General features: G+C 45.2%; 26 protein-coding genes and 3 pseudogenes. 8 read left to right on the top strand and 21 right to left on the bottom strand.

Features of this window, described 5'->3' with window-relative positions; all coding sequences use genetic code 11:
• Nucleotides 1-44: 44 nt before the first annotated feature.
• Nucleotides 45-839 carry a hypothetical protein gene (locus ACXAC4_RS28035; protein ID WP_475168642.1) on the bottom strand — a complete coding sequence of 265 codons (795 nt, stop codon included), beginning with the start codon at nt 837-839 and terminating at the stop codon, nt 45-47.
• Between the two features lie 568 nt (nt 840-1,407).
• Between ACXAC4_RS28035 and ACXAC4_RS28030 the strand changes: the two genes are divergently transcribed.
• From ACXAC4_RS28030 to ACXAC4_RS28015, 4 genes are all read left to right on the top strand, one after another.
• A complete protein-coding gene (locus ACXAC4_RS28030) occupies nt 1,408-1,677 on the top strand; it encodes an NAD-dependent epimerase/dehydratase family protein (protein WP_475168637.1) in 270 nt (89 codons plus the stop codon).
• A 29-nt stretch (nt 1,678-1,706) separates the two neighbouring features.
• Entirely contained in the window at nt 1,707-1,922 is a 216-nt protein-coding gene (locus ACXAC4_RS28025; protein ID WP_475168631.1) for a hypothetical protein, read from the top strand.
• Nucleotides 1,923-2,044: 122 nt separating this feature from the next.
• Complete coding sequence (locus ACXAC4_RS28020; protein WP_475168628.1) at nt 2,045-2,263, top strand: hypothetical protein; 219 nt, start codon at nt 2,045-2,047, stop codon at nt 2,261-2,263.
• 1 nt (nt 2,264) lies between these two features.
• Nucleotides 2,265-2,696 carry a hypothetical protein gene (locus ACXAC4_RS28015; RefSeq protein ID WP_475168623.1) on the top strand — a complete coding sequence of 144 codons (432 nt, stop codon included), beginning with the start codon at nt 2,265-2,267 and terminating at the stop codon, nt 2,694-2,696.
• A 548-nt stretch (nt 2,697-3,244) separates the two neighbouring features.
• On the opposite strand, the pseudogene ACXAC4_RS28010 reads toward ACXAC4_RS28015, so the two are convergent.
• Both ACXAC4_RS28010 and ACXAC4_RS28005 read right to left on the bottom strand, forming a co-directional pair.
• A pseudogene (locus tag ACXAC4_RS28010) lies at nt 3,245-3,817 on the bottom strand (MFS transporter); the annotation flags it as partial.
• Nucleotides 3,818-3,910: 93 nt separating this feature from the next.
• Nucleotides 3,911-4,336 (bottom strand): MFS transporter, encoded by a 426-nt coding sequence (locus tag ACXAC4_RS28005; RefSeq protein ID WP_475168618.1) that lies wholly within the window; start codon nt 4,334-4,336, stop codon nt 3,911-3,913.
• 86 nt (nt 4,337-4,422) lie between these two features.
• On the opposite strand from ACXAC4_RS28005, the gene ACXAC4_RS28000 reads away from it, so the two are divergent.
• Together ACXAC4_RS28000 and ACXAC4_RS27995 are read left to right on the top strand one after the other, a co-directional pair.
• Nucleotides 4,423-4,761 (top strand): MarR family winged helix-turn-helix transcriptional regulator, encoded by a 339-nt coding sequence (locus tag ACXAC4_RS28000; RefSeq protein ID WP_475168613.1) that lies wholly within the window; start codon nt 4,423-4,425, stop codon nt 4,759-4,761.
• 193 nt (nt 4,762-4,954) lie between these two features.
• A complete protein-coding gene (locus ACXAC4_RS27995) occupies nt 4,955-5,464 on the top strand; it encodes a protoglobin domain-containing protein (RefSeq protein ID WP_475168612.1) in 510 nt (169 codons plus the stop codon).
• Between the two features lie 38 nt (nt 5,465-5,502).
• Here the strand turns inward: ACXAC4_RS27995 and gcvH are convergent.
• The 3 genes and pseudogenes from gcvH to ACXAC4_RS27980 all read right to left on the bottom strand — a co-directional run.
• Nucleotides 5,503-5,739: pseudogene (gcvH, locus tag ACXAC4_RS27990) on the bottom strand (glycine cleavage system protein GcvH); the annotation flags it as partial.
• A gap of 51 nt (nt 5,740-5,790) precedes the next feature.
• Nucleotides 5,791-6,873 carry a glycine cleavage system aminomethyltransferase GcvT gene (gene gcvT / locus ACXAC4_RS27985; protein ID WP_054560755.1) on the bottom strand — a complete coding sequence of 361 codons (1,083 nt, stop codon included), beginning with the start codon at nt 6,871-6,873 and terminating at the stop codon, nt 5,791-5,793.
• Nucleotides 6,874-7,053: 180 nt separating this feature from the next.
• Nucleotides 7,054-7,654 (bottom strand): annotated as a pseudogene (locus ACXAC4_RS27980) (hypothetical protein).
• A 124-nt stretch (nt 7,655-7,778) separates the two neighbouring features.
• Between ACXAC4_RS27980 and ACXAC4_RS27975 the strand changes: the two are divergent.
• Nucleotides 7,779-8,624, top strand: a complete 846-nt coding sequence (locus ACXAC4_RS27975) for a LysR family transcriptional regulator (protein WP_054551321.1) — start codon at nt 7,779-7,781, stop codon at nt 8,622-8,624.
• A gap of 833 nt (nt 8,625-9,457) precedes the next feature.
• Nucleotides 9,458-11,608 (top strand): TonB-dependent receptor family protein, encoded by a 2,151-nt coding sequence (locus tag ACXAC4_RS27970; RefSeq protein ID WP_138602364.1) that lies wholly within the window; start codon nt 9,458-9,460, stop codon nt 11,606-11,608.
• 623 nt (nt 11,609-12,231) lie between these two features.
• Here ACXAC4_RS27970 and ACXAC4_RS27965 read toward each other — a convergent pair.
• From ACXAC4_RS27965 to ACXAC4_RS27895, 15 genes are all read right to left on the bottom strand, one after another.
• Entirely contained in the window at nt 12,232-13,266 is a 1,035-nt protein-coding gene (locus ACXAC4_RS27965; protein ID WP_475168608.1) for an IS110 family RNA-guided transposase, read from the bottom strand.
• 504 nt (nt 13,267-13,770) lie between these two features.
• The gene (locus ACXAC4_RS27960) at nt 13,771-13,974 is read right to left on the bottom strand and encodes a hypothetical protein (RefSeq protein WP_475168607.1); all 204 of its coding nucleotides are present in this window, start codon (nt 13,972-13,974) and stop codon (nt 13,771-13,773) included.
• Nucleotides 13,962-14,744 (bottom strand): ABC transporter substrate-binding protein, encoded by a 783-nt coding sequence (locus tag ACXAC4_RS27955; protein WP_475168605.1) that lies wholly within the window; start codon nt 14,742-14,744, stop codon nt 13,962-13,964. The genes ACXAC4_RS27960 and ACXAC4_RS27955 overlap by 13 nt, the downstream gene beginning before the upstream one ends.
• 513 nt (nt 14,745-15,257) lie before the next feature.
• Nucleotides 15,258-16,349: an HlyD family secretion protein gene (locus ACXAC4_RS27950; protein WP_475168603.1), complete on the bottom strand. Its 1,092-nt coding sequence runs from the start codon at nt 16,347-16,349 to the stop codon at nt 15,258-15,260.
• 232 nt (nt 16,350-16,581) lie between these two features.
• Nucleotides 16,582-16,791 carry an ester cyclase gene (locus ACXAC4_RS27945; RefSeq protein ID WP_475168646.1) on the bottom strand — a complete coding sequence of 70 codons (210 nt, stop codon included), beginning with the start codon at nt 16,789-16,791 and terminating at the stop codon, nt 16,582-16,584.
• A 57-nt stretch (nt 16,792-16,848) separates the two neighbouring features.
• Nucleotides 16,849-17,595: an ester cyclase gene (locus ACXAC4_RS27940; RefSeq protein WP_475168600.1), complete on the bottom strand. Its 747-nt coding sequence runs from the start codon at nt 17,593-17,595 to the stop codon at nt 16,849-16,851.
• Nucleotides 17,596-17,939: 344 nt separating this feature from the next.
• Nucleotides 17,940-18,209: a hypothetical protein gene (locus ACXAC4_RS27935; RefSeq protein ID WP_475168597.1), complete on the bottom strand. Its 270-nt coding sequence runs from the start codon at nt 18,207-18,209 to the stop codon at nt 17,940-17,942.
• Nucleotides 18,209-18,442, bottom strand: a complete 234-nt coding sequence (locus ACXAC4_RS27930) for a hypothetical protein (protein ID WP_475168595.1) — start codon at nt 18,440-18,442, stop codon at nt 18,209-18,211. Before ACXAC4_RS27930 ends, ACXAC4_RS27935 begins: the two co-directional genes overlap by 1 nt.
• Nucleotides 18,417-18,740 carry a hypothetical protein gene (locus ACXAC4_RS27925; RefSeq protein WP_000477626.1) on the bottom strand — a complete coding sequence of 108 codons (324 nt, stop codon included), beginning with the start codon at nt 18,738-18,740 and terminating at the stop codon, nt 18,417-18,419. The genes ACXAC4_RS27930 and ACXAC4_RS27925 overlap by 26 nt, the downstream gene beginning before the upstream one ends.
• Nucleotides 18,741-18,752: 12 nt before the next feature.
• The gene (locus ACXAC4_RS27920) at nt 18,753-19,388 is read right to left on the bottom strand and encodes a hypothetical protein (protein WP_001146641.1); all 636 of its coding nucleotides are present in this window, start codon (nt 19,386-19,388) and stop codon (nt 18,753-18,755) included.
• 25 nt (nt 19,389-19,413) lie between these two features.
• The gene (locus ACXAC4_RS27915) at nt 19,414-19,677 is read right to left on the bottom strand and encodes a hypothetical protein (protein ID WP_000108401.1); all 264 of its coding nucleotides are present in this window, start codon (nt 19,675-19,677) and stop codon (nt 19,414-19,416) included.
• A gap of 14 nt (nt 19,678-19,691) precedes the next feature.
• A complete protein-coding gene (locus ACXAC4_RS27910) occupies nt 19,692-19,835 on the bottom strand; it encodes a hypothetical protein (protein ID WP_003310322.1) in 144 nt (47 codons plus the stop codon).
• 92 nt (nt 19,836-19,927) lie between these two features.
• Nucleotides 19,928-20,551, bottom strand: a complete 624-nt coding sequence (locus ACXAC4_RS27905) for a hypothetical protein (protein WP_475168587.1) — start codon at nt 20,549-20,551, stop codon at nt 19,928-19,930.
• Nucleotides 20,552-20,757: 206 nt separating this feature from the next.
• The gene (locus ACXAC4_RS27900) at nt 20,758-21,426 is read right to left on the bottom strand and encodes a BRO-N domain-containing protein (protein ID WP_475168582.1); all 669 of its coding nucleotides are present in this window, start codon (nt 21,424-21,426) and stop codon (nt 20,758-20,760) included.
• 177 nt (nt 21,427-21,603) lie between these two features.
• A complete protein-coding gene (locus ACXAC4_RS27895; protein WP_001041140.1) occupies nt 21,604-21,939 on the bottom strand; it encodes a hypothetical protein in 336 nt (111 codons plus the stop codon).
• Nucleotides 21,940-22,184 lie beyond the last annotated feature (245 nt).

Here is a 22,184-nt window from a genome sequence, read left to right as displayed (position 1 = left end):
TTCAGTTACGTATTGCTAAGGTTAACGACGGTTAGATTCACCTCTTACACAGCACCTTTAGCGTCGGTGATGGTCATTCCCTCGCTCGAGTTTTTATACACCATAGCTGCTAACTTCATCGCTTCTTCTTGTTGCTTACGCGCTGTAATGTCGCGCAGCACGATAATGGCTTGCTGGTGGGTATCTAAGAGGTTTGTTCGTGCTTCAAAGGTATGAAGATTGCCATCGACCTGCGCAGAAAATTCAAATTGATTTGTGTCACTGAGAGAATGGTTTTGTAATGTTTTAAGTAATTGATCACAGCTATGCTGAGGCAGTAGATCGAGTATATGCTTGGGCGGGCTCGAAAAGGTGACATTAGACGCCAATACTTTGCCTTCGTTATCAATACGCAAATAGGTATCGGGTAGCGCCTGGATCAGGCTAGCTAATTCGGCATGTTTATGTGCGAGCGCATTCTCAGCGGTGAGCCTTTGGGTTGCCATATTTTCAAAATTGCTCGCGATACTTTTAAATTCAGGAGATAAGCCAGTTTGTTGAAGGCGAGTTTTGTTTCCTTTCGCAAAAGCATCTAGTGCATCTTGGAGTGATTTTAAGGGTTGCAGGAGCACCTTATTGAGCTGTTTACGTGCTTGCCAAAACATAAGTAACAGCGCGGCAATAAATAAAGTAAAGATCAAGCTAACTTTTCGATTTGCGGCGGCAATAGCATGCTCAAAGGGAATAGATAAATGTAGCGTAAGCTGACTGTTTGAATTGCTTTCGACGATATGTTGTCGTAGGTAAATCCTGCGTTCACCAGTTGGGGCTTCAAATTGTAATACCCCTTGAAAGTGCATATTGGGCCAATGCTCATTGGCAAGGTGCTGTGTAAGAGGTGAATCTAACCGTCGTTAACCTTAGCAATACGTTTTTATTTACTTCGTTCAAGTTACGTATTGCTAAGGTTAAATGGACTTTGGTAACTTCCTGCGTCAGCACCTACTACTACAAACGTTACCAGTCAGCACTAAGGTCGTGACCGATCTGCACATAAGAGTGATGGGTACGCTCCGCTTATCGGTGGATGCTCCGCGGGCACGGCCTCAGCTAACTCGGGTCAGGAAGAACACCTGATCCAGGTGGATCTTCGGCTCGCGCTGTTCCCGCAGGCGTCACCACCGAACGCTCCACGTAACACGAGGGGGGGCGGAAAGGTGTCTCTACAGTACCGGTGTGCTATTTCATTCAGGGAAGATAAAAGTGGATGCTCTTTCCAAAGTGGGAAAATTGGATGCGAATCTGGACAATGTGAGAAGGGGGGACCGCCTGTGTGGGTGGTTCACCTTTTTTATATACGTTCTTGAAGGGTTAAGAGTGATGACAGACGGGGTACACGTACATTATACCTGAAAGGACGTGACGAGCATGGCAGAACAAAGACCGGTCATTGCGCTTGCAGGCGCGAGTGGATATATAGGACAGAACTTGATGGAAAAGTTGAGAAAGCACGCCGACATCATTGCCCTTTCCAGAAGTGGTGACCAAAAAGAAGATGAGGAGCAGGTAACATGGCGTTCCTGTGACCTTTACTCCATGGTGGATGCTGAAAAAGGCCTGGAGGGGGCGGACATCGCGGTCTACCTCGTTCATTCCATGCTGCCTTCTGCGAAGCTGACCCGGCAGCGGAAAGTTTGAAGATATGGATGTCATTTTAGCTGATAACTTTGCCCAGGCTGCAAAAGAAACAAGGGGTCCGCCAAATCATCTATTTGAGCGGTATCATCCCGGAGCAGGAAAAAAAGCTGTCCCGACACTTGAAGAGCCGACTGGAAGTGGAAGAAATTCTTGGAGCCTACGGAGTACCCGTGACCACGATCCGGGCCGGGCTGATTGTGGGCGCCGAAAGGATCTTCCTTCCCGATTCTGAAAAAGCTGGTTAAACGGCTGCCGTTTATGATTCTGCCAAAATGGACCCGGACGAAGACCCAGCCGATCGCCCTTCCGGATGTGCTGCATGCCCTGGACAGCAGCATTGGAAATGAAGAGGTGAAAGGGCGTCCCGGTGAGCGCGTGGGGCGGTCCGGATGTCATGACCTACGAGACGATGATGAAACGGACGGCTGCTGTGATGGGTAGAAAGCCGCTCACCATTAACGTTCCTTTTTTAACCGTTGAACTCTCCAAATTGTGGGTGCGTCTTGTCACGGGCTCGCCGAAGGAAATGGTCTATCCCCTGATTGAAAGCTTGACCCCATCCTATGGTCACACAAGAGGAAAATAAAGTGGAAGGGTTAAGTGAAGGCCGCATTTCTTTTGAAGAGGCGGCCGGGGAGACTCTTGCGAAGGAAGAAGAGAACAAAGATGGAAAGAGAGCCCTTCCGATGTTTCAACCGATGCAGCAGGATGTCCGGTCTGTCCAGCGTATTCCGATCCCAGAAGGATATGATGCAGACTGGGTTGGACGTTACTATGTGAAATGGCTGGAAAACACACTCAATCCGTGGGTGAAAACGGAAGTGGATGAAGACAACTGCTGTAAAATCGGGGTCGTCTTTAAACAGTCTCCGCTTTTATCCTTCGATTATGCCAAAGACAGAAGTACCGGGGACCGTGCTTATTTGCAATTTCCGGAGGTATGCTCGCCGACAGCGGAAAAAATGTGCGCGGCCGCCTGGAATTCAGGAAAATCCCCGGCCGTCAGGAAGCCATTGTAGCAATTCACGACTACATGCCTTCGCTGCCCTGGTTTTTCTATAAATACACCCAGGCGAAAGCACACCTTGTGGTGATGGCCTTATTCAGGAAGCATTTGGAGAAATGGGGAAGTTCCACCGTTCTTCACCATGCATAAGCGATGCCCGCTTTTACCCGAACTTGGTACGCGTGTAACACTTAAGCTTGCATGAGGTGATTGGGATGAGCAAGAAAGAAGGACAAGAAGCACGACCGGCAGTTCAAGGAACGCAATAGTCACGGTGAGCACCGTAACGGGCGGCTGGCTCAATTTAAGAATCACAGTACTGAATTCGGTTCCGAGCCGGATGAATATATCGACCGTGCCCGCCTTGGCTATAAAGGCGACGCATAAGTAAAGGCCTGTCCATTCATGGACAGGCCTTTTGCTGTCACCCTTCAGAAGGGGATTTCTTTTTCTGCACTCCCGTGCGCACATTTTTCATTGTGATGAAGTAAATGGCGCTGATCAACAATCCGGCCGAAGCCGTTAAAAGATAGACGACGGACAGATCGTCGGAAATACTGTCTACAAAAGAGGGATAAAAACTGTCCAAGAAAAACAGCGGAAGAAAAAGTAGGCGAGATTTTTCCCGCGCTTGGCGGCGCTGCTTTTTTCCACGGTCATGTGGTTGGCAAGTGGAATGGTAAAGCCAAAGCCAAAGCCAATCAAAATTCCCGCCCCTGCGGCAAGCAGGAGGGAGGTCTGGTTCAGCCCAAGCAGCAGATAGCCGCCTCCGAATAAAAAGAACCCGGTCATCAGCGTGGAGTAGTCACTGATTTTATTGACCACCTTAGGCATCTGACTGGCTGATATGACGGCCACAAGAGAGATCATCGCCAAAAAGTATCCCGTTCCTGTGGAAGTCATGTGAAAGTGCTCAGCCAGGTAAAAGGGCACAGAGACCATCGTTACAAAAAAGATGGTCATGGCGAGCATAGCGGATAACAGCACCGGCCAGATTTTTTCGGAAGAAGTTCCACCATCGGCTTCCTCTTCCCCTCCGGTTTCTTTTCTTGTAAAGGGCACGAAAGATAATAGAAAAACAAGAGCGATCCAACCGAGAAGATACAACAGGAATGGGAACTGCCATCCGAAGCTTCCGAGGAATGCCTCCGATACTCAGGAAGATGATACCTCCAGCTTCGAATGGACATGCCCTGCAGAGCCATCATCTTCAGTCGCTGCTCTCCTTCAAAAAATTCGGCAAGCAGCCCGGTAGCCGAAGACATCACGACAGCCGTTGCCCCGCCGAGGAGAATGCGGTCGGCGAGCAAAGACCAACACCGTCCCGTCCAGCCAGATGGCGCCTATCCGCCAATGCTCCGGTATAAGAATCAGCCCGGTACACAAAGAACCCCTGTAGGGTCCGGACTTGTCGATGAATTTACCGGCGAGCGGAGCGAACAGGACAACGCCGAGCGAAGGGAGTGTCGTCAACCAGGCGGCTGAGTCCTCCATATTGTAGTGCTGGGATATATCAAGTAAGGCGGGAGTAATGGCGCTGCCGACCATGACAGTCAGACTGGCCGCGAGCATTAAGGCAAATACTCCCGCTTTGGATAATGGTTTCATCGTCAGACTTTTTATACCTCCTTTTAGCCATTCGGAAATCATCATAACACGTATTTAGTTTAGGAAACTAACTAAATGATCATCCAATGCAGTCGGTTTGTGATAAAATAGCGGCAGAAAGGGTGAACGCGATGAATGAATCACACAATGAGGATATTGGCTATCAGATTCAGAAAATATCCCATTCAATCAAACAGCTTCAGAACGAGAGGCTCCAAAAGGAAGATTTGAGCGTTTCTCATGTGAATGTCATGTTCGTTCTTTATGAGAAGGACGGGGTGACGCAGTCCTATCTGCAAAAAGAGCTTGGAATCAAAGCTTCTTCTTTGTCCAAGCTGATTGATATACTTATCCAAAAGGATCTGGTTTATAAAGCATCGCTTGAAAAGGATGCCCGCACGAAACTGATTCATTTAACGTCTCTTGGTAAGGAGCGGAAGGAGCAGCTTCAGCATATCCGCTACGATTGAGAAAGCGAAGTGACCCATCCGCTGACACCCACAGAAATCAAGCAGATGCAGGAGATGCTGCAAAAAATCAAAAACCATCTGGAGGACGTAGTGCGGCCCTTTTCCCCTTAACTGTTGTTACTAAGACGACGATATAAGAAAAAAGACATGCAGGGGGATTTAGAATGGGTTGGTGGAATAGAGAAAAGAGGCCGTGCGTAAGAAGCTGGGAGAGGGAAGAACAGGGGTGATCGACGTCCCGGAAGGATCGGCTGTTCATCGTCAATGTGAAATGATTCAGCTGACGACAGATGACCTCGCTGTTTTGCAGGACCTGCAGCCGCTGGTAAGCGTGGAAATGGAAGCGGTTGTGAAGAAATTTTACGTGAATCTTGAAAGTGAGCCGGCGCTTCAAAAAATGATTGAGGAACACAGTACCGTTGAGCGCCTGCGGAAAACACTGGCTGTTCATATGGAAGAGATGTTTTCGGGCGTCATCGATGAGTCATATATTGAAAAAAGGAAGCGTATTGCCGCGGTACACTTGAAAATCGGATTGGAGCCTAAATGGTACATGTCTGCTTTTCAGGATTTACTGCTCTCCTTCCTGGAGGTATACGACAGGCATTTGGAAGAAGACGATTACCGGCAGGCGGTTGCAGCGACGACAAAAATACTGAGCATCGGCTTACTTACCGTACTTGGTTCAGTTACGTATTGCTAAGGTTAACCGATCCTTGTGGCTTCTAACTTCCAGCACCTAACGATTTCACCGCCGATTGGTGCGTAGATGTCTGATGCTGCTTTTACAGACTCAGCTACTGCGCAGTCTTCACCCGCGTCAACTTCATCACCAACTTCTGGTAATTCAACGAATACCATGTCGCCAAGAAGTTCTTGTGCGTGCTCAGTGATACCTACAGTAAACGTACCGTCACCTTCGTCGCGAACCCACTCGTGTGAAGTAGCATATTTTAATTCGCTTGGGATATTGCTCATCTTTTTGTTCCTTTGGTTTATATTGGGTGATAACACCAAATTTTTTATAGTTTAGATAACTGATTTGCCGTTACGTACAAAGCAAGGTTTAACAACCTTAACGTTAACCAGTTTTTTACGCATCTCTACTTGGGCTGTTTCGCCAGTTGAACGCGGAACACGTGCTAGCGCAACACTGTGACCAAGGGTTGGTGAGAATGTACCAGAGGTAATCACCCCTTCACCACCTTCAACGATGACTTTTAAACCGCTACGCAATACGCCTTTTTCTTCAAGCACTAAACCAACTAGTTTGTCTGTGCTCTTATCAGCGCGTTGCTGCTCTAATACTTCACGACCGATAAACTTACGATCTTCTGGCTCCCATGCGATTGTCCACGCCATGTTTGCAGCAAGTGGAGAAACACTTTCGTCCATATCTAGGCCGTAAAGGTTCATACCCGCTTCAAGACGTAACGTATCACGTGCACCTAGACCTGCTGGCGCTACGCCTGCGTCTAGAAGTTGTTGCCATAAATCAGCAGCTTGATCGTTAGGCACTACGATTTCATAACCATCTTCGCCAGTATAGCCTGTTGTCGCAATAAATAAATCACCTGCTTGCACACCAAAGAAAGGCTTCATACCTTCAACAGCAGCTTGTTGCTCTGCGTTAAGTACTGTTGCTGTTTTAGCACGTGCGTTAGGGCCTTGAACGGCAATCATTGCAAACTCTGGACGCTCAGTAACCGTTACGGCGAAATCAGCCGAAACTTTAGCTAAATGCGCTAAATCTTTTTCACGTGTTGCTGAGTTAACTACTAAACGGTAGTTCGTTTCTGAGAAGAAGTAGATGATTAGGTCGTCGATTACGCCGCCTTCTTCGTTAAGCATACCTGTGTAAAGTGCTTTACCTGGTACAGTTAACTTAGCAACGTCGTTTGCAACTAGCTTACGTAAGAACGCTTGTGCTTGCTCGCCTTGAATATCGACAATAGTCATGTGAGATACGTCAAACATACCTGCATCTGTGCGAACCGCATTATGCTCTTCGATTTGTGAGCCGTAGTTGATTGGCATTTCCCAGCCGTGGAAATCAACCATTTTTGCGCCAGCTTCAAGGTGCTTAGCATGTAAAACTGTTTTAGAAGTCATAATATTCCTTCACTTTTAAATTAACCCACAAGTTGTGGGGCGTGGCCTCAATTTAATGAGGGGGAATAACATGGGCGGCGATTATACATTAGTTGCACAGTTGTCACACCCAAATTGCGATTTTGTAACTAAAAAACAGCTAAACACCCAAGTGCGTAGCTGTTTTAAAAATCTTATGTTTTAAGCAACGTTGGCTAAGGCTAAATCAAAGCCGAGCTGCTGTAAGTGCGTTTGCCATTTATCAAGCTCTGCTCTGGCGCGCCACCAGCTGAAATTGCTGTGTTGCTTGGTTATCTATGGCAGTAATAAATACCTCACCGCTTTGTGCACCATAGCAGCTGCGCATGTCTGATAAACGCAGCCCCGGCGTTAGCTTAAAGCTGTCGACCAAGGCATCAAACGCTTGCTCACCACTTAGGGTTAGCGCGCTTAAATCGTCACGCATTACATAATCAATGTCGTAACGTAGTTGTTGCTCATTAATAAGCGACTGTAATTGCACGCTGGCATCTTTACCTAATACAAAACGAAATGCAGTTTCGTTAAAGTAATACAGGGCATAAGCGTAGCTGCTTGTTAGGTCATCGTCTAATGAACTACGTAAGCCTAAACCGCTGGCGGTTAGCTTATTAATATCAAGACCTAAAATAGCCGTTAAAAATGGGATTGCTTCAGTGCCACTAAAATCCATAATGGCAGTATCGCTATTAGCTTGTAGCACGTTGTCTGCTGGGGTCTCAGCTTGGCTGTGGCGAGCAAACATTATTGGCGTAAAAGTCATATGTGACACCTATCAATCGTTAATGATTGAAGTATATTGCGCCGTGCTAGCAACAACAAATTGTAATTATTTATCAATTGATAAATAATGCTTATATACATAGCCCTATAAATAGAATTTTTTAATGAAAAACATTTCTACCGATAGTTTACGTACTTTAGTCACTGTTGTTGAAGTTGGCGGATTTGCCAAAGCGGGTGAATTATTAGGGCTATCGCAACCGGCTGTGAGCTTACAAATAAAGCGCCTTGAAGACATGCTGGGCCATAAGCTGTTTAAAAAGCAAGGCCAGCGCCAAGTGCTTAATCAATATGGCGAATTGCTTATGCCATTAGCTAAGCAAATGCTGCAACAAAACGATGCCATTTTGCAGCAGTTCACCAGCGAAAACGTGACCGGTAAAGTGCGCTTGGGGATCCCCAGTGAATTTGCCGCACGTATTCTACCTTCGATCATAGGTGACTTTGTGGCCCTTTACCCTGACGTATCGCTCGAAGTGCGTTCTCGTTTGAGTAAACATTTATTGTCGGTCTCGCGCCAAGATCAATTCGATTTAGTACTGGCATTAAACGAAGAGCTCGAATCAGCTAAGTTCCCTATTTTTATGCAAGACCAACTAGTATGGGTGGGCGATTTAAACCTTGCGCAAAACGATGTGGTCACGCTTGTAACCGCCCCAGAGGGATGTATATATCGTCGCCGCGCAATCGAGGCACTACAAAGTGCGGGTATTAAATACCGCATTGCTTACAGTAATGCCGACTTAACCGGCCTAACTGCGGCGTTAAAAGAAGGCTTAGGCATTACAGTGCTTGCAAAAAGCACCGTACCGAATGAGCTTAACTACCAAATACAAACCAAAGACCTCCCTGAGCTTGGTCAAATCGGTATTAGTTTAATTAAGCGTACCGACGACCCCGGCACCGCCGTAGACAAACTCGCCGAATTCATCGCCTTGCGTTTGACGTAGGTGCGAGTTTCGAGTTAGCAAGATTGTAGCCGCGATTTTATATCGCGTAGGAATGGGGCTAGGGGCTAGGGGCTAACAGAATATTTTTTTGGGGTTGGAATACCTTCCCCTTTACTTTTTTCGGCGTTAAAACGCCTCCTACACCTCGCATCTCGTTCCTCGTATCTCGCAAACTTTCAATCTGATACCTGACGGCTCCAAACGTTGGGTTTCGCTCCGCTCTAACCAACCTACGAGCTAATGAGTTAAGCACTGTAAGCCGTCATTTATGGCGACACATAATCGCTAACATTGACGGGCTAAAGCCCGACCTACATCTTGCTTCTGTGGTTTAGATAAGCATCGCGCGAAATAAATTTCACGCCTACGGGTATGCATTTCACTGAGACTGCGTGCAGGCTGATCTGGACTTATAGCTTAAAGCTTACAGCTCTGTTGTTTTAATCTAACTTCTAACCACTGATATCTAATATCACCATTTTTTTTGGCGTTAAAACGCCTCCTAAACCTCGCATCTCGTTCCTCGTATCTCGCAAACTTTCCCCCTTTACTTTTGCTAACTTTTTAATCTGATGGCTGAAAGCTGATTGCTCCAAAGTTGGGTTTCGCTTCGCTCTAACCAAACTACGAGCTGACAGCTGCAGTCATTGAAGTTTTACTTAACACCAAACCAAACTCAATATCGTAATACAATACTACTGTATTCCTTATAACCCCTTCAATTCATGAACTTACAGTTCAGACCTGTTTTATTACAAATAGGATTGATTCGCATTTTTTTACATGTTTTAATTGCGCCTGTTAAAAATATCTAAACATATACAGGACTCACAATGACACCTAAGTTTATTGTTTCTACGCTTTCGACTGCGGTCGCTTTATCTTTAAGCGCTAATGCTTTTGCAAAAGATGTAACTAAAGAAGAGAAAAACTTCGAGCAAATCACTGTAATTGGCTCTGCATCTGCAATTAACGATATTCCTGGCTCTGCTACTTTTATTGATGAGCAAGAACTAGAAAAGTTTGAATATACTGATATCTCACGTGTTTTAAGTGCTGTACCGGGTGTATATGTACAAGAAGAAGACGGCTATGGCCTTCGTCCTAACATCGGTATGCGTGGTACGGGTACGGGTCGTAACGACAAAATCTCTGTAATGGAAGATGGTGTACTTGTAGCACCAGCACCTTACTCAGCGCCTTCTGCTTACTACTTCCCTACAATGGGTCGTATGGAGTCTATCGAAGTACTTAAAGGTGCAGCGTCTGTTAAGTATGGCCCGCGTACAACAGGCGGTGTTTTAAACTTAGTTTCTCGTAGCTTACCAACTGAAGGGTCTAAAGGTTTACTTAATGCTGAACTTGGTAGCGACGGTTTCTACAAAGGTCATGCTTACTTCGGTAAAAAGAAAAACAATGCTGCGGGCCTTGTAGAAGTATTCACTTACGGTGCTGATGGCTTTAAAGATTTACCAGTTGGTAGCGACAACACTGGCTTCGAAAAGAATGATTTCTTATTAAAGTTTGGTTTTGACTTTGGTGATAACGAAGCACACAGCCTAGAAATGAAGTTAAAGTACTCAGACGAACGCTCTGACGAAACTTACATGGGCTTAACTGACGCTGATTACCAAGAAAACCCTTACCGTCGTTATGCAGCATCGCAAAACGATGAAATGAACACACAACACAATGCATACCAAATCAACTATGCATATCGTTTTGGTAAAGGTTACGAGCTACTTGCTACAGCTTACCTAAACGACTTCCACCGTAACTGGTATAAAGCAAGCAAAGTAAGCAGCAGCTACCTTGAGCAATACAGCGAGTTTGAAGCAAACCCAACAAGCGAAGGTATTGAAGGTATTGGCGTAAAAGCGAATAACCGTGATTACCAAGCGAAAGGCTTACAAACTGAATTCCATATCCCTGCGGGCAACCACTACATCACAGTTGGTGCACGTTACCACGAAGATGAAATGGATCGTTTCCAATGGGAAGACAAGTACACGCTTAACCAAGACCTATCAATGACGCTTACAGAAAAAGGCGTTCCAGGTTCAAACAGCAACCGTTTAGATAGCGCTGAAGCAACTACCCTATTCATTCAAGATGAGTGGTCACTTGATGCATTAGTCATTAGTGCAGGTCTTCGCTACGAAGACATCACAATCAAACGTGTTGAGTGGGCTAAGTCTGATCCTAACCGTGAAAATGGCCTAACAAAAGATATCAGCAACGACACTGAGATCTTAGTACCATCACTAGGTGCGACTTACACTGTAAGCGATAACTTAACGCTTCTTGCTGGTATTCAAAAAGGTTACGCACCAGCAGCCCCTGGTAATGCGGATCAAGAAGAAGAAGAGAGTGTTAACATTGAGCTAGGTGGTCGTTACGATTACGCGGGCATTCAAGGTGAAGTAATCTACTTTAACTCTGACTACACAAACATGCACGGTAATTGTACTGCAGCTGTAGGTTGTAGCGATGACAATATTGGCGATCAATACAACTACGGTGAAGTATCTGTGTCTGGTTTTGAGCTAAGCGCAGGTAAAGTGTTTGCTACTAACGCAGCTTCATTCCCTGTTCGCTTAACTTACACTTACACTGATTCTGAGTTCGACAATGCGTTTGAATCAGATCTTTGGGGTAGCGTAGAAAAAGGCGATGCAATGCCATACGTGCCTGAAAACCAATTAGCGCTTTCGATGGGTGCTGAGTTCTCAAGCTTCGTATTCGATACGCAAATGCGCTATGTGTCTGATGCTCACGCAGATTTAACAGACTCAGGTCGCAATGCAATCGACAGCCGCGTTGTATGGGATTTAGCAGCTAAATACCTAATCGACGACAAACAAAAAGTATACCTAACAGTAGATAACCTGTTTGACAAAACCTACGTTGCAAACCGCGCAAACGGCGGTATTCAACCAGGTAAACCACGTACCCTACAACTAGGTTACAGCTACTCGTTCTAATAAAACGACTTAGCGAAATATCAAAAGCTGTGTGATGAAAATCCCACGGCTTTTTTGTGGGTGAGAGTTTGCGAGTTGCGAGTTGCGAGTTAGCGAGTTAGCAAAATTGTGGCAGCGATTTTATATCGCGTAGGAATGGTTAAAGGTGCTAGGTGCTAGGTGCTAGGTGCTAGGTGCTAGGTGCTAGGTGCTAGGTGCTAGGTGCTAACAGCATAGTGTTGGTTGTGGATTCGTAAAGGAGTCATCCTACCAAATCGACTTTTTTCGGCGTTAAAACGCCTCCTATAACTCGTATCTCGTCCCTCGAAACTCGCTAACTCGTTGGGTTTTTAATCTAACTTCTAACCACTGATATCTAATATCTCTTTTATCGGCGTTAAAACGCCTTATATGGACTCCTCCTATTGCACAATACCCTTCGTTAATTTTGTCAGACTGCGTGCTTATATGCGGGCTCATAATGAGGAGCTACCTCGGCCCTTTGATGTATTCGCGCCCTTGTGCCTCTTCTCCTACTCGGTGTTTTAACACGCCAGGCACTTTACAGGCTATCAAGGGTGGGTCTAACCGCTTAACGCAGGTTCTTGGTCAATACTGTTGTTTCTGTTATCGAAGGCTAAATATTAATTGGCTAATAAACTGGGTTCATAACTCGTGCCCTTTTTCAGCATGGCATACGCCGTCCTAACTGTTTTATTTGCTAATGCAATGGCGGCACACTTCACACCTCGTCTTTCAACTAATGCTTTGAGCCATTGTTCTTTTTTCGTTTTTGGTTCTCGATGCTTTAGCTGACTGATGACCGCCCTGGCTCCCAGAAACAAGTGGCTGCGTAATGTTATCTCGCCACGGTATTTGGCTATATGACCTATTCGCACTTTTCCACCACTTGAGTGTTGGCGAGGGGTGACACCAACATTGGCTGCCGCATTGCGTCCGCTCGTAAAATGGGTTGTGTCACTTAAGCTTATTAATAAACCAACCGCTGTGATAGGCCCGACACCCTCAAGTGCCAGTAAACGTTCACATTGCTCATCTTGTTTTACTAAACCTGTCAGTAACTCATTTAATGTTTCTTTTAATGTTGATTGCGCTTTAAATAATTCATAGCACTGAGCTAGACACTGCCTTAAACCAGCGGTTAACCCATTATCGCTATCCTCTAGAATCTCAGGGATAGCTTGCCTAAACGCGCATTCTGATTGCTTGATTACAATCCCAAATTCAAGTAACAGGCCTCTGATTTGATTAGCCAGCTGTCGTTTCTGCTTTTCAGCTAAGGCGCGCATTCGCTCTATTGACTGTAAGCTTTGCTGTGCTTGTGTCAGTGATTTACACGGGCGAACATTAGGCGAGAAAGAAGCGGCAGCTATTGCAATTACATCATTTGCATCCGTTTTCTGGCCAACTCTAAATGCTTTGACAAATCGAGGATCTAGAATCACGACTTCATGACCAACACTACGCGCTTTGCGTGCCCAATAATGAGCACCGCCACATGATTCCATAACAACTTTACAACGAGGAGAGGTGGTGAGTATCGACAGTAGCTCTTTCCTGCTCACCGCTTTATTACTTTGTAGGTTTTGATGAAAAAACTTACCGACTTGAAAAACATTTTTTGCCAAGTCGATACTAATTAGGTTAAATTTTGACATGTATGGATTCCTTATTGGTAAAAGTAATTGTCCAATCTCTTTATACCGTACTCACCCTATTTGGGGGAGGAGTCCATACATCTCCTACAACTCGCATCTCGCTAACTTTTCAATCTGATAGCTGACGGCTGAAAGCTGATAGCTCTTATGTTCATCGCGCGAAATAAGTTTCACGCCTACAGGTGAGCATTTCAGCTACTTTGTTTTCAATCTGATAGCTGACGGCTGAAAGCTGTTAGCTTTGGTTTACCACAAAAAAGCCGCGGTGATGGGCGTACCGCGGCTTTGCCTAACTTGAAAATTTAGTTTGCTGGGTTATTTCCAGCTTCTCATCTTATGGCCTTTTAAGGCGTAGAATAAAATGAATACATAACTTGGGATAGGTGCTGGAAGTTAGAAGCCACAGGGGTAGGACCTCTAGTGGTACGTTTTTGGCCACCTTACTGTTCAGTTACGTATTGCTAAGGTTAAACTGGTGCAGCTTTGAACATCTAGCAGCACCTCTCATCTTGAAGCTGCCAGTTCCAGTTCATCGAACCCAGCACGCCCTTGATGTTCTCGCCCGCGCCCGCGGCCATCAGTTCCGGAGTACAGCGGCACGACGATCTTGAAGTCCTTGCCGTTGGCCACTTTGTCGAGCAGGCCGAACTGAATCGCGTTGGTGAGTGAGTTCACCATGTTGCCGCCGTAGTGGTTCAGAACCAGCACGTCAGCGCCTGAGTTGCAGTACCGGAGTGATGTAGGAGGAGAAGTCCGTCGACGGCGAGCGGTGTTTTGACGGTGTTGACCGTTTCCCATCCCAAGGCTTCGGTCGAAGCAACAATCGACTCCTCCTGCGTCCAGCCCCAGTTGTAGTCAGCTGTCAGGTGATAAGCGCGACGTTCTTTGCCCATCTCGGCTGCCAGCACCGGCGCGAGCGCTGCACCCGACATGTAGGCGTTGAAGAAATGGCGGAACCCGTTGGCCTTCTTGTCTTTACCAGTCGTGTCGTTGGCGTGGGTCAGGCCTGCCATGAAGATCACGCCTGCTTCTTGGCACAGACCCTGAACCGCAACGGCCACGCCAGACGACGAGCCGCCGTTGATCATGATCGCACCGTCTTTTTCGATCATCGACTTCGCCGATGCACGTGCAGCGTCTGATTTCGTCTGCGTGTCGCCTGTGACGAACTCGACCTTTTTGCCGAGGATACCGTTGCCTTTCAGTGCTTTCGAGGTGAAGGTGTTCAAGCAACCCCCATCTCCCTCTCCATTGAGATGTTCGACGGCCAACTGTTGCGCAAGTAGCTCGTCATTGCCCTCTTCAGCATACGGCCCTGTCTGCGGAACGTTGAAGCCCAGGGTTACGGACCCTCCGGTAGGTTCGTTGGTGTAAGCAGCAGCCGACGAAGCCGTGAAGATCGTAGGCAGGGCCAGACCGGTACCTGCGACGGCACCAGACTTCAACACGCCGCGGCGTGTGACAGATTTAGTGGTCATTAATTCCTCCCATTTCCCTTTCTTTCGTCATTTGGCTCCTCTTCCAGCAGACGAAAGCGCACTTATGTGCAAATCAATAATGGGAAGCCGATAGAAAATTTCACAACAACTTACTGGATTTGAAACAAAATTTTGTTAATTTTTTTACTAATTTTACCTACTCTTGTAAACATTTTGCGACCTAGAAGTTTAAATTCTCCACGTTCCATATAGTTAAGTGCAAAATGCTAAACCCAATACTTTTGTTGTGAATGGTATCGCACGCGTTAGTGGGCAAACGCTGAGGTTAAATCGCTAGTGCGGACCAGCAATTCTAGTTCCAATTTGACACTAGGTGTTCTCGGATATTAGGTGTCCGCGTGCAAGGGAGCCTGTTTTACCATTTGTTAGCTTTGGGCTCGAAGCGGTCGCTCTTAGAGTTTGAGCGAATGTCTGCTGTTCGAACGAAGCCGAACATGAAAAAGGGAATGGGGCAGTTGAACTACGTCCAAAGGCTACAAATAATTCAGCTGTTTAGTTACCCAGAATAGGATTTCTGGCAAGAACCCCGATTGCGCCTGCTTTTTCAGTCATTACCAATGCTGTTCCTGATGTACCAAAAGGAAGATCTTCCAAATCGGAAACCTCAGATAACTCGATCAGCACTGGGTAGCTAGAGATACCGGCCAGCTCTCGTATTGAAGGAGGCCCCGCGCGCAGATCGAGTGTCCCCTCGGCGGATCCCACCGGTAAAGCAACAATGATGCCAGAGAGCTCTGTGCCAGGCTGTGTCCGCAGTGCCAACCTAATCTCGTCTCCGATGTTTACGTTTTGGCGGCTCGATTGTGGAAGGGAGGCTACAATTGCAAAATCCGACGGATCAATAAATGTTATCGCACCTTGAAACGTGGTGGCGCGGTTTCCAGGCCGTAGTGTAACAGCAGAAACAACGCCATTTCCGGGTGAATGAACCTCTGTCTCTTCAAGGCTCCATCTGGCCTGCTCGAGCGCCATTTCAGCTTCCACAACTGCGGCGTCTCGGCCGTCAATCGTAGCGGAAATTCGACGCTCCAGTCCCTTTTTGCGCGCTTCGGCTGCTCGGATATTCGCGGTCAATTGATCAATCGTAGCAACGGCTTCTTGGAGTTGAAAAGTTGTCGATGCGCCTCGCTCTTCCAATTGGATGATGTCGTCGCGCCTCTGCTGCCCAAAGAGAAGCTGAACATTCAAAGACTTGATTTCTGCCTCGGCTGCGGTGAGATCAGTCAGTAACTGGTCAGCCGAAGACTTAGCCGTTTCAAGAGAGGCCTCGAGACGTGACACTTCAGCAGCAAAAACCTCAGGATCAATTTTGAAGAGTAGATCACCCTCATTAACGGATGGATTGGCCTCGACAGCCACCTCGACAACCGTTCCGGATACGTTAGGTGCGATGTTTCTCTCAATTCCTTGAACTGAAACTGGCCCTGTCGGTGTTGTGTGGTTGAGAGCTCCCAAGACCACAAGGGCAATTACTGCAGCGCCACCATAGATAACTGTTTTCCAGAAAGCGTTCCACGGAAGCCATTTGAGTTTAGAAAAAACCAACCAAATCAAGCCGAAGTAAAGACTTAAGACGATGAGCATCAACCAACCTCCGGAACCAAGCAAATTCACTATAGCATTTGAGGAAGCGACAAAAATCTAGAGATAGGCCGTAGCACGCTCGCAATACTATGCGATTTTCCGATGCCCACAGTCAGCTCGTCGTCCATACGGGTTAAGAATTTTGACAATCCGCTTTCGGCTCATTGCAGACATTCGTCGAAAATTCGTGAAGGACCGCATCGCGGACTTAGCTGCCGTTGGCCTGTCTCATCTACTTCGCAATGAAGTCTTGCATGCGGGCGAACACATCAACGCCGAGCTGGTCATAGATGTGTAGAAGGTCGACGAGCACCCAGTTCTCCCTGATCACACCATTTGCGCATCGCCAGAAATCCAAGCTTCGGCGTGTGAACCTCTTTCCCGTTGGTGCAAGCCCTTTAGAAAGCCATCGCCTGAATGGGTACCTTCGCCCGAAGGCCAGCCTGTAAAGGCGACCAGATCGCCTTCGCCGAAAAAGACGCCTTCGTTCAGAAATCGCTTATTGTCGCTCAGGCCAGTACGAAAACCCTTCAATACAACATCCTGAAATCCTCGCGGACGCCGACCCTGTCCCCAACCCTGTTGGCCCGTACCAAAGACATTTCGGATGCCGGTAGCTTGCGGTATCGCCAAGCGGATCGTCAGCATTCCCACGCTGCAAATCGTGAAGCATGTCCCAGACAAGCTGAACCGAAGCGTTCCCTGCATCCGTCTGATGGGGCCTTGTCTTGATCCCACCACCGTCAGCAGGGCCCGGACACATCCATTCCACTCCGGGTCTGAGGCGGGCAACCGGCCAAGCTCCGGCTTGGACCATGAGCTGCGGAATGTCCCATAGCCCACTCATCTCGACAACCTTCCCGGCCTCGAGGCGATAGTACTCATGATACCGCATGAACACAGGACGGCCGGTCGGCGGGATACCAAGCCAAGGCGCATCAAAACGCCCAACAATATTGCCACCCAAACCAATCCAGTTGCCCGATTTTCCGTCACCCCATCGACGGCCGGCCATGAAGATGAAGTCGCGTCGCTCCATGTCTGGCATCGCACGCAGCAGCGGCGCATAGACAGTTTCGAACAGGGCCTCAGGACCGCTGAGCGTCTCAAACGGAAAGCAGAGGTCGATCTTGGCGTCGGGTGCAAAGGCTTCGCTGATGATCTGCTGCAGATCAGTCGGGTCAATGTCGTAGAGGGCAGCGCGCAATGCACCGAAATGATGCTTGTTTGTGTCGTGGATACTCATGGCTTCGGGCTGGTGCAGTGTTGTGTCGAGTTCGATGCGAGGGATTCGCTCATTGAGACTTAGTTGATCTCGACCCGGCTTGGGCTAGCGCTCCTATATTGAGTTTCATAACCGAAGTCCGTTTGTGGGCCGTAGTTGTTGCATGATTTGTCGGCAGACAATGGTAGGTATGAGCTCACAGCCGACCTCCGGGTCCGCGCAAGATTTACAATCGCGAGCTGCGATGGCTCTTTTCGTGTACGGCCCATTCCGGACATTCACCAACTGAGGTGCTGCTAGATGTTCAAAGCTGCACCAGTTTAACCTTAGCAATACGTAATGTCAACGTATTAGACTTGGCTCAGTTACGTATTGCTAAGGTTAACCTCATCTTGTGAAGTTGTTTCGGCAGCACCTTTTTGAGCCATATTGTGAGGCATAAAATGTTCAAGAACATCTGAAAACGGCTTTAAGTAGTTGTCTAAAATATCTTCACCTTCTGCTCTCGATCTGATCGTACCGGTAGTGTTGTTCAAGTAATCCTCTCGTGTCATATTCCAGTGAGTCGGACAATCAACCACGCCTGAGAACCTGCAATACAGACCGTTGGGTGGCATTGATATAAAAGCGCCCATTATACACCCTCCTTATTCAGTATCTTCAATAGTTCCGCAACTGATAAATCACGCAACATCACATTAGATAAAGGCATCTCTCTTTTTCTTGATATTCCATCGTACTTATCACCCATTCTAAAATCCGAATCTTTTTCAGATAATGATTTTTCTAATGTCGATTCATCTTCTGTTAATACGATTGCTGAAGTTGAACAACCTGGCGTACTATAGAACACTTTGAATGCTTTCATTCTGACACGCCTCTCCTTCTTCTGTACAATCAGCGAACATTACTGTATTGAATTTCTTAAGTGGATACTCTACAAATTCAACTTCTGAGCTACTTCTACCCACATATATCTCTTTTACCGTTAGGACTTGTCCTTCTTTAAAAAGCTTTCTTGCTTGTTCTAATTCCATTGCGTATCCGTTTCTATTAAGGAAATACACTTTTCTTCCTTTTGGAGAAACCTCTTTTCCGTATCTTTTTCCGAGGCTATACATATCTATTCCACCTAGTAGGCTCATCGATTTCGCATACTTAAACATCCTTACTCCTCCTTATGGTTTTTCTTTATTTAGTTCTTTTTCGCACTCTTCTTTGGTTTTAAAGAAACCACCAAGATGTGCTTGCACATTACTAGAAGCCCTATATGACGTAGGTTCTATATACATCTTCACACTAAGTTGTTTCCCTTGTGCCCATGTATGGATATCTATTTCTTTAACTAATCCTTTTTCTGCGCTTTTTATTAGTTTGCTCCTACACCCAAAACCGTTACACTCCGGACACTTTACTTTTCTTTCCTCGCCCTGGATTTCTACAACAAGTTTTTTATCGCCTGAGCAAACCGTACATGTTTCTGAGTTGTATTGACTTCTAACAAACCAAGCTTCATCACCTAGCTTAAAGCCTCCAAGCATCTCTCTTTTTGCTTGGCCCGCACCTTCTTTTTTGAAAGTATTTTCAGCACCCTTTAATTCCATTTGTAATTTGTGCATCTGGTTTCTTAAGTCACTAATTGTTTTTTGTGAACTAGCATCTCGTTCTTTTGCTTGTTCATAATCCTTAACTTTTTCTGATACACGCTTCTCAACTTCTTGATTTAACAGTTCGTTAATAGCTGTATTGAATTGAAAGTTTGGATCCATCTCGAAATAATTTTCTTCAAATTCCTGATGTGGCATATATGGCATGATCATTTTCCTTTCTACTTGATGGTTATTCCCACCAGAATCGTTTCGTAAGTCGTTCCCAACCTTGTTTTTGCGAATCCTTGATGTAATCTTCTTCAAATAATTTAACAACTTCCATCTGAGCAGACCTGTAAGCTGTACACCATTCTTCCTTAAAGACTTCAGCAATCGCTGTTTTGTTATGTTCTAAAATAGCTGCTTCGATCTCTTCTTCTGTTCCAGTGTACCCGTAATGCATTTCTAGCCATTGCTCAAAAGTTAAGTCTTTTGATAATGTAGTAGTACTCATTTTTGCCACTCCTTTTATGTTTTTTTACCCGTTCGGTAATCTAATAGCTCTTTGCAGATTTCTTTTAGTGTAGCTTTGTTGATAATAACTGCTCCGCCACCATTCCAATCCAAGCATTGTCGTGGTAGTTTCTTAAGTTGCTCATCTGTTAATTTCATTTATCTCACCTTTTCAGTAATTTTATTTAGTACAAAAGTCTTACATGTAAAGAAAGAAGAAGCGCCACAAACATAGGCACTTCTCCCTCTTGTCAAATGGAATTTCCTGCAACGATAATAGGTTTTAATTCTTTAAGACGTAAGCGGTTTGTCCCACTTGCAGTGATATACACCTCTGTCTCTACACCAATTGCGTTCTTATTAGAATCAACATAGATTCGTGCTGGCTTCTCTTCAAAATATCCTTTAGAGAATGCAGTAGAATATGGCTTGTAGTCTTTCTTCAAAACCTTCTTTTCATGCAATAGCTGAAGCAATGATGGAATAGGATTATCTCTCATTTCTTCGGCTAATCCATCCCCATAGACAGCTACTAGGTCTTCTAAGAAACCTTTTAACGTTGTTCGATTCTGTCTATAGATGCAGCGAATATAACGCTTAGAGTCATGGCCAGCTTCCACTAACACAACATCTTTCTCTAGTCGCACCTTTAACAAGTTCTCTACTTTTTTAATCAGTAACTCCCGTTCTTGTCCTTTTAGTTCAATCTCTTCGGAGTTCTTAGTAAGACGTTCTGCTTTTTCTTCTTTCTCTTCCTTATGCTTTTGCATTACATTTGACTGCTTTTTCAGTAGTCGCTTCTGTTCTTTAAAATCCGCTGCCATTAAAATATTTGTTCTTACATCATTTGTTGATTCCATTAATAGATTTTTCATTAAATCCGCTCCTTTTATTAAATAGAAAAAGCAGAGGATATCTCCCCTGCTGGTTAGTTATTAAAGATTAAAATGAGAGTCTAAAGAGTCACAAAGATAATCGAATCCTTGTTTTGTGATAAAGACTTGTCCTTTTAATAACTTTAAGATGTTTCGATTTACAAGTTGGCGGTGTGGCATATTACGATTACGTCCTTCTGAACCAATCATACGATTGTCACGCATGTATTGGAACAGTTCGTTACGCCGACGTTATAACGTGGAAACATAATACGGGCAAAATCATCAATGGTCATCAGAGCATCTTCAGATAAGAACTCTTTGTATTTCTTGGCATATGGTTGAAGTGCTTTAATTTGATTATCGACCACGCGGATCTCTTCTTCTAGTAGTTCAGTTTGCTCGCCTAAAGTCTCAATTTGAGAATTAAGTTGAGCAAGTTCTGCTTCTTGTTGAATAAGTACTTCGTCTAGTTTACTTAATAAGACAACTGTTTGTTGTTGAAGTGTTAGATTCTGTCTCAGAGTTACGCCAGAAACACGTAACTCTTTCATATGTGCCTTAACAACTTTCTTGCACTCTTTCGCTACAGGTTTACGAGACTGTAATAATACTTCATACATACCTTGTTCTGTAAGCATCCAAGATTCTTGAGCGCCACTTTGCGTCGGAACAATTTTCCGAACCTTTTCATCTTCATCTACATTTCTTAACATCTTATTAATTGATGAAACATCATACTCAATCCATTGAGCTACATCTTTAGCTAAGAACAATGGCTCCTCAAATGTTCCATAGATAGAAAAGGAACGTCCTTCAAAAACCATCTCAGAGATAGGCACTAAAACCTCAACACTTACTACTTCGTTTGTCATGTATTTTCCTCCAAATAAAAAAGCGCCGCAAATAAATGCGACACTCTTGTTAAGTATAGTTTATTTAGAGTGGAGTACATATCAAGGAGAATGGAGCTAAGACTCCTTATAACAAGACTCAGTAATACAGTGCTGGGACTTTTAAAGAGAATCACTTGATAACCAAGACTTCTCTCCCTAATAAGTACCCCTACTCTCCAAAAAATTTTCTGATGGCGCGAATCTCGCCTCCAACAGTATGTCGTTAATAACAAATCCTATATTGAATTTGTCTTCTTCTAAATCTAAATAGATGGGTTTAGCTTCTAACTCTTTTTTAATATACAGTTCATCCATATCTTCAATATTATCCTCTAAGAGTAAGTGCTTCCTATCTTTTTTAGGTTCTAAAATAGCTATACCTATAGACGGAAAATATAAAAGGATATCGATAGACCCCACTTTAACGTTCTCTTCAAACATCAAGTGTAAAAAAGAATTCTTAATAATTTCTATTGCCTCTTGCTTATTCATTATTAACTCCCTTCACAAGCAATCCTACCTACCTTTATACCATATTTACGAAAAAGCTAAAAGACACCTTTTTCTTACAGTTATTAAGTTAAGCTAACCCATCTGTAAATATTCGAGATAATTCTTTACAAGTAAAGTTCTAATGGTTCAAATACTTACAGACAAGTTAGTTCAAGGAGGAATTAATGTGCTTAAATTTATTAACAATCAAGGTAAAAAAGTCATGGAGATGACAGATAACGGCG

The sequence above is a fragment of the Pseudoalteromonas sp. AWM4_233 genome (assembly GCF_056158285.1).
This window is presented reverse-complemented; position numbering and strand designations above follow the sequence as displayed.

What these genes read in the sequence shown, in the direction of transcription:
- ACXAC4_RS28035 (WP_475168642.1), bottom strand. Translation starts at nt 839, where the DNA reads ATGCACTTTCAAGGGGTATTACAATTTGAAGCCCCAACTGGTGAACGC.
- ACXAC4_RS28030 (WP_475168637.1), top strand. Translation starts at nt 1,408, where the DNA reads ATGGCAGAACAAAGACCGGTCATTGCGCTTGCAGGCGCGAGTGGATAT.
- ACXAC4_RS28005 (WP_475168618.1), bottom strand. Translation starts at nt 4,336, where the DNA reads ATGATGATTTCCGAATGGCTAAAAGGAGGTATAAAAAGTCTGACGATG.
- ACXAC4_RS28000 (WP_475168613.1), top strand. Translation starts at nt 4,423, where the DNA reads ATGAATGAATCACACAATGAGGATATTGGCTATCAGATTCAGAAAATA.
- gcvT (WP_054560755.1), bottom strand. Translation starts at nt 6,873, where the DNA reads ATGACTTCTAAAACAGTTTTACATGCTAAGCACCTTGAAGCTGGCGCA.
- ACXAC4_RS27975 (WP_054551321.1), top strand. Translation starts at nt 7,779, where the DNA reads ATGAAAAACATTTCTACCGATAGTTTACGTACTTTAGTCACTGTTGTT.
- ACXAC4_RS27970 (WP_138602364.1), top strand. Translation starts at nt 9,458, where the DNA reads ATGACACCTAAGTTTATTGTTTCTACGCTTTCGACTGCGGTCGCTTTA.
- ACXAC4_RS27965 (WP_475168608.1), bottom strand. Translation starts at nt 13,266, where the DNA reads ATGTCAAAATTTAACCTAATTAGTATCGACTTGGCAAAAAATGTTTTT.
- ACXAC4_RS27955 (WP_475168605.1), bottom strand. Translation starts at nt 14,744, where the DNA reads ATGACCACTAAATCTGTCACACGCCGCGGCGTGTTGAAGTCTGGTGCC.
- ACXAC4_RS27950 (WP_475168603.1), bottom strand. Translation starts at nt 16,349, where the DNA reads ATGCTCATCGTCTTAAGTCTTTACTTCGGCTTGATTTGGTTGGTTTTT.
- ACXAC4_RS27940 (WP_475168600.1), bottom strand. Translation starts at nt 17,595, where the DNA reads ATGAGTATCCACGACACAAACAAGCATCATTTCGGTGCATTGCGCGCT.
- ACXAC4_RS27935 (WP_475168597.1), bottom strand. Translation starts at nt 18,209, where the DNA reads ATGGGCGCTTTTATATCAATGCCACCCAACGGTCTGTATTGCAGGTTC.
- ACXAC4_RS27930 (WP_475168595.1), bottom strand. Translation starts at nt 18,442, where the DNA reads ATGAAAGCATTCAAAGTGTTCTATAGTACGCCAGGTTGTTCAACTTCA.
- ACXAC4_RS27925 (WP_000477626.1), bottom strand. Translation starts at nt 18,740, where the DNA reads ATGTTTAAGTATGCGAAATCGATGAGCCTACTAGGTGGAATAGATATG.
- ACXAC4_RS27920 (WP_001146641.1), bottom strand. Translation starts at nt 19,388, where the DNA reads ATGCCATATATGCCACATCAGGAATTTGAAGAAAATTATTTCGAGATG.
- ACXAC4_RS27915 (WP_000108401.1), bottom strand. Translation starts at nt 19,677, where the DNA reads ATGAGTACTACTACATTATCAAAAGACTTAACTTTTGAGCAATGGCTA.
- ACXAC4_RS27910 (WP_003310322.1), bottom strand. Translation starts at nt 19,835, where the DNA reads ATGAAATTAACAGATGAGCAACTTAAGAAACTACCACGACAATGCTTG.
- ACXAC4_RS27905 (WP_475168587.1), bottom strand. Translation starts at nt 20,551, where the DNA reads ATGAAAAATCTATTAATGGAATCAACAAATGATGTAAGAACAAATATT.
- ACXAC4_RS27900 (WP_475168582.1), bottom strand. Translation starts at nt 21,426, where the DNA reads ATGACAAACGAAGTAGTAAGTGTTGAGGTTTTAGTGCCTATCTCTGAG.
- ACXAC4_RS27895 (WP_001041140.1), bottom strand. Translation starts at nt 21,939, where the DNA reads ATGAATAAGCAAGAGGCAATAGAAATTATTAAGAATTCTTTTTTACAC.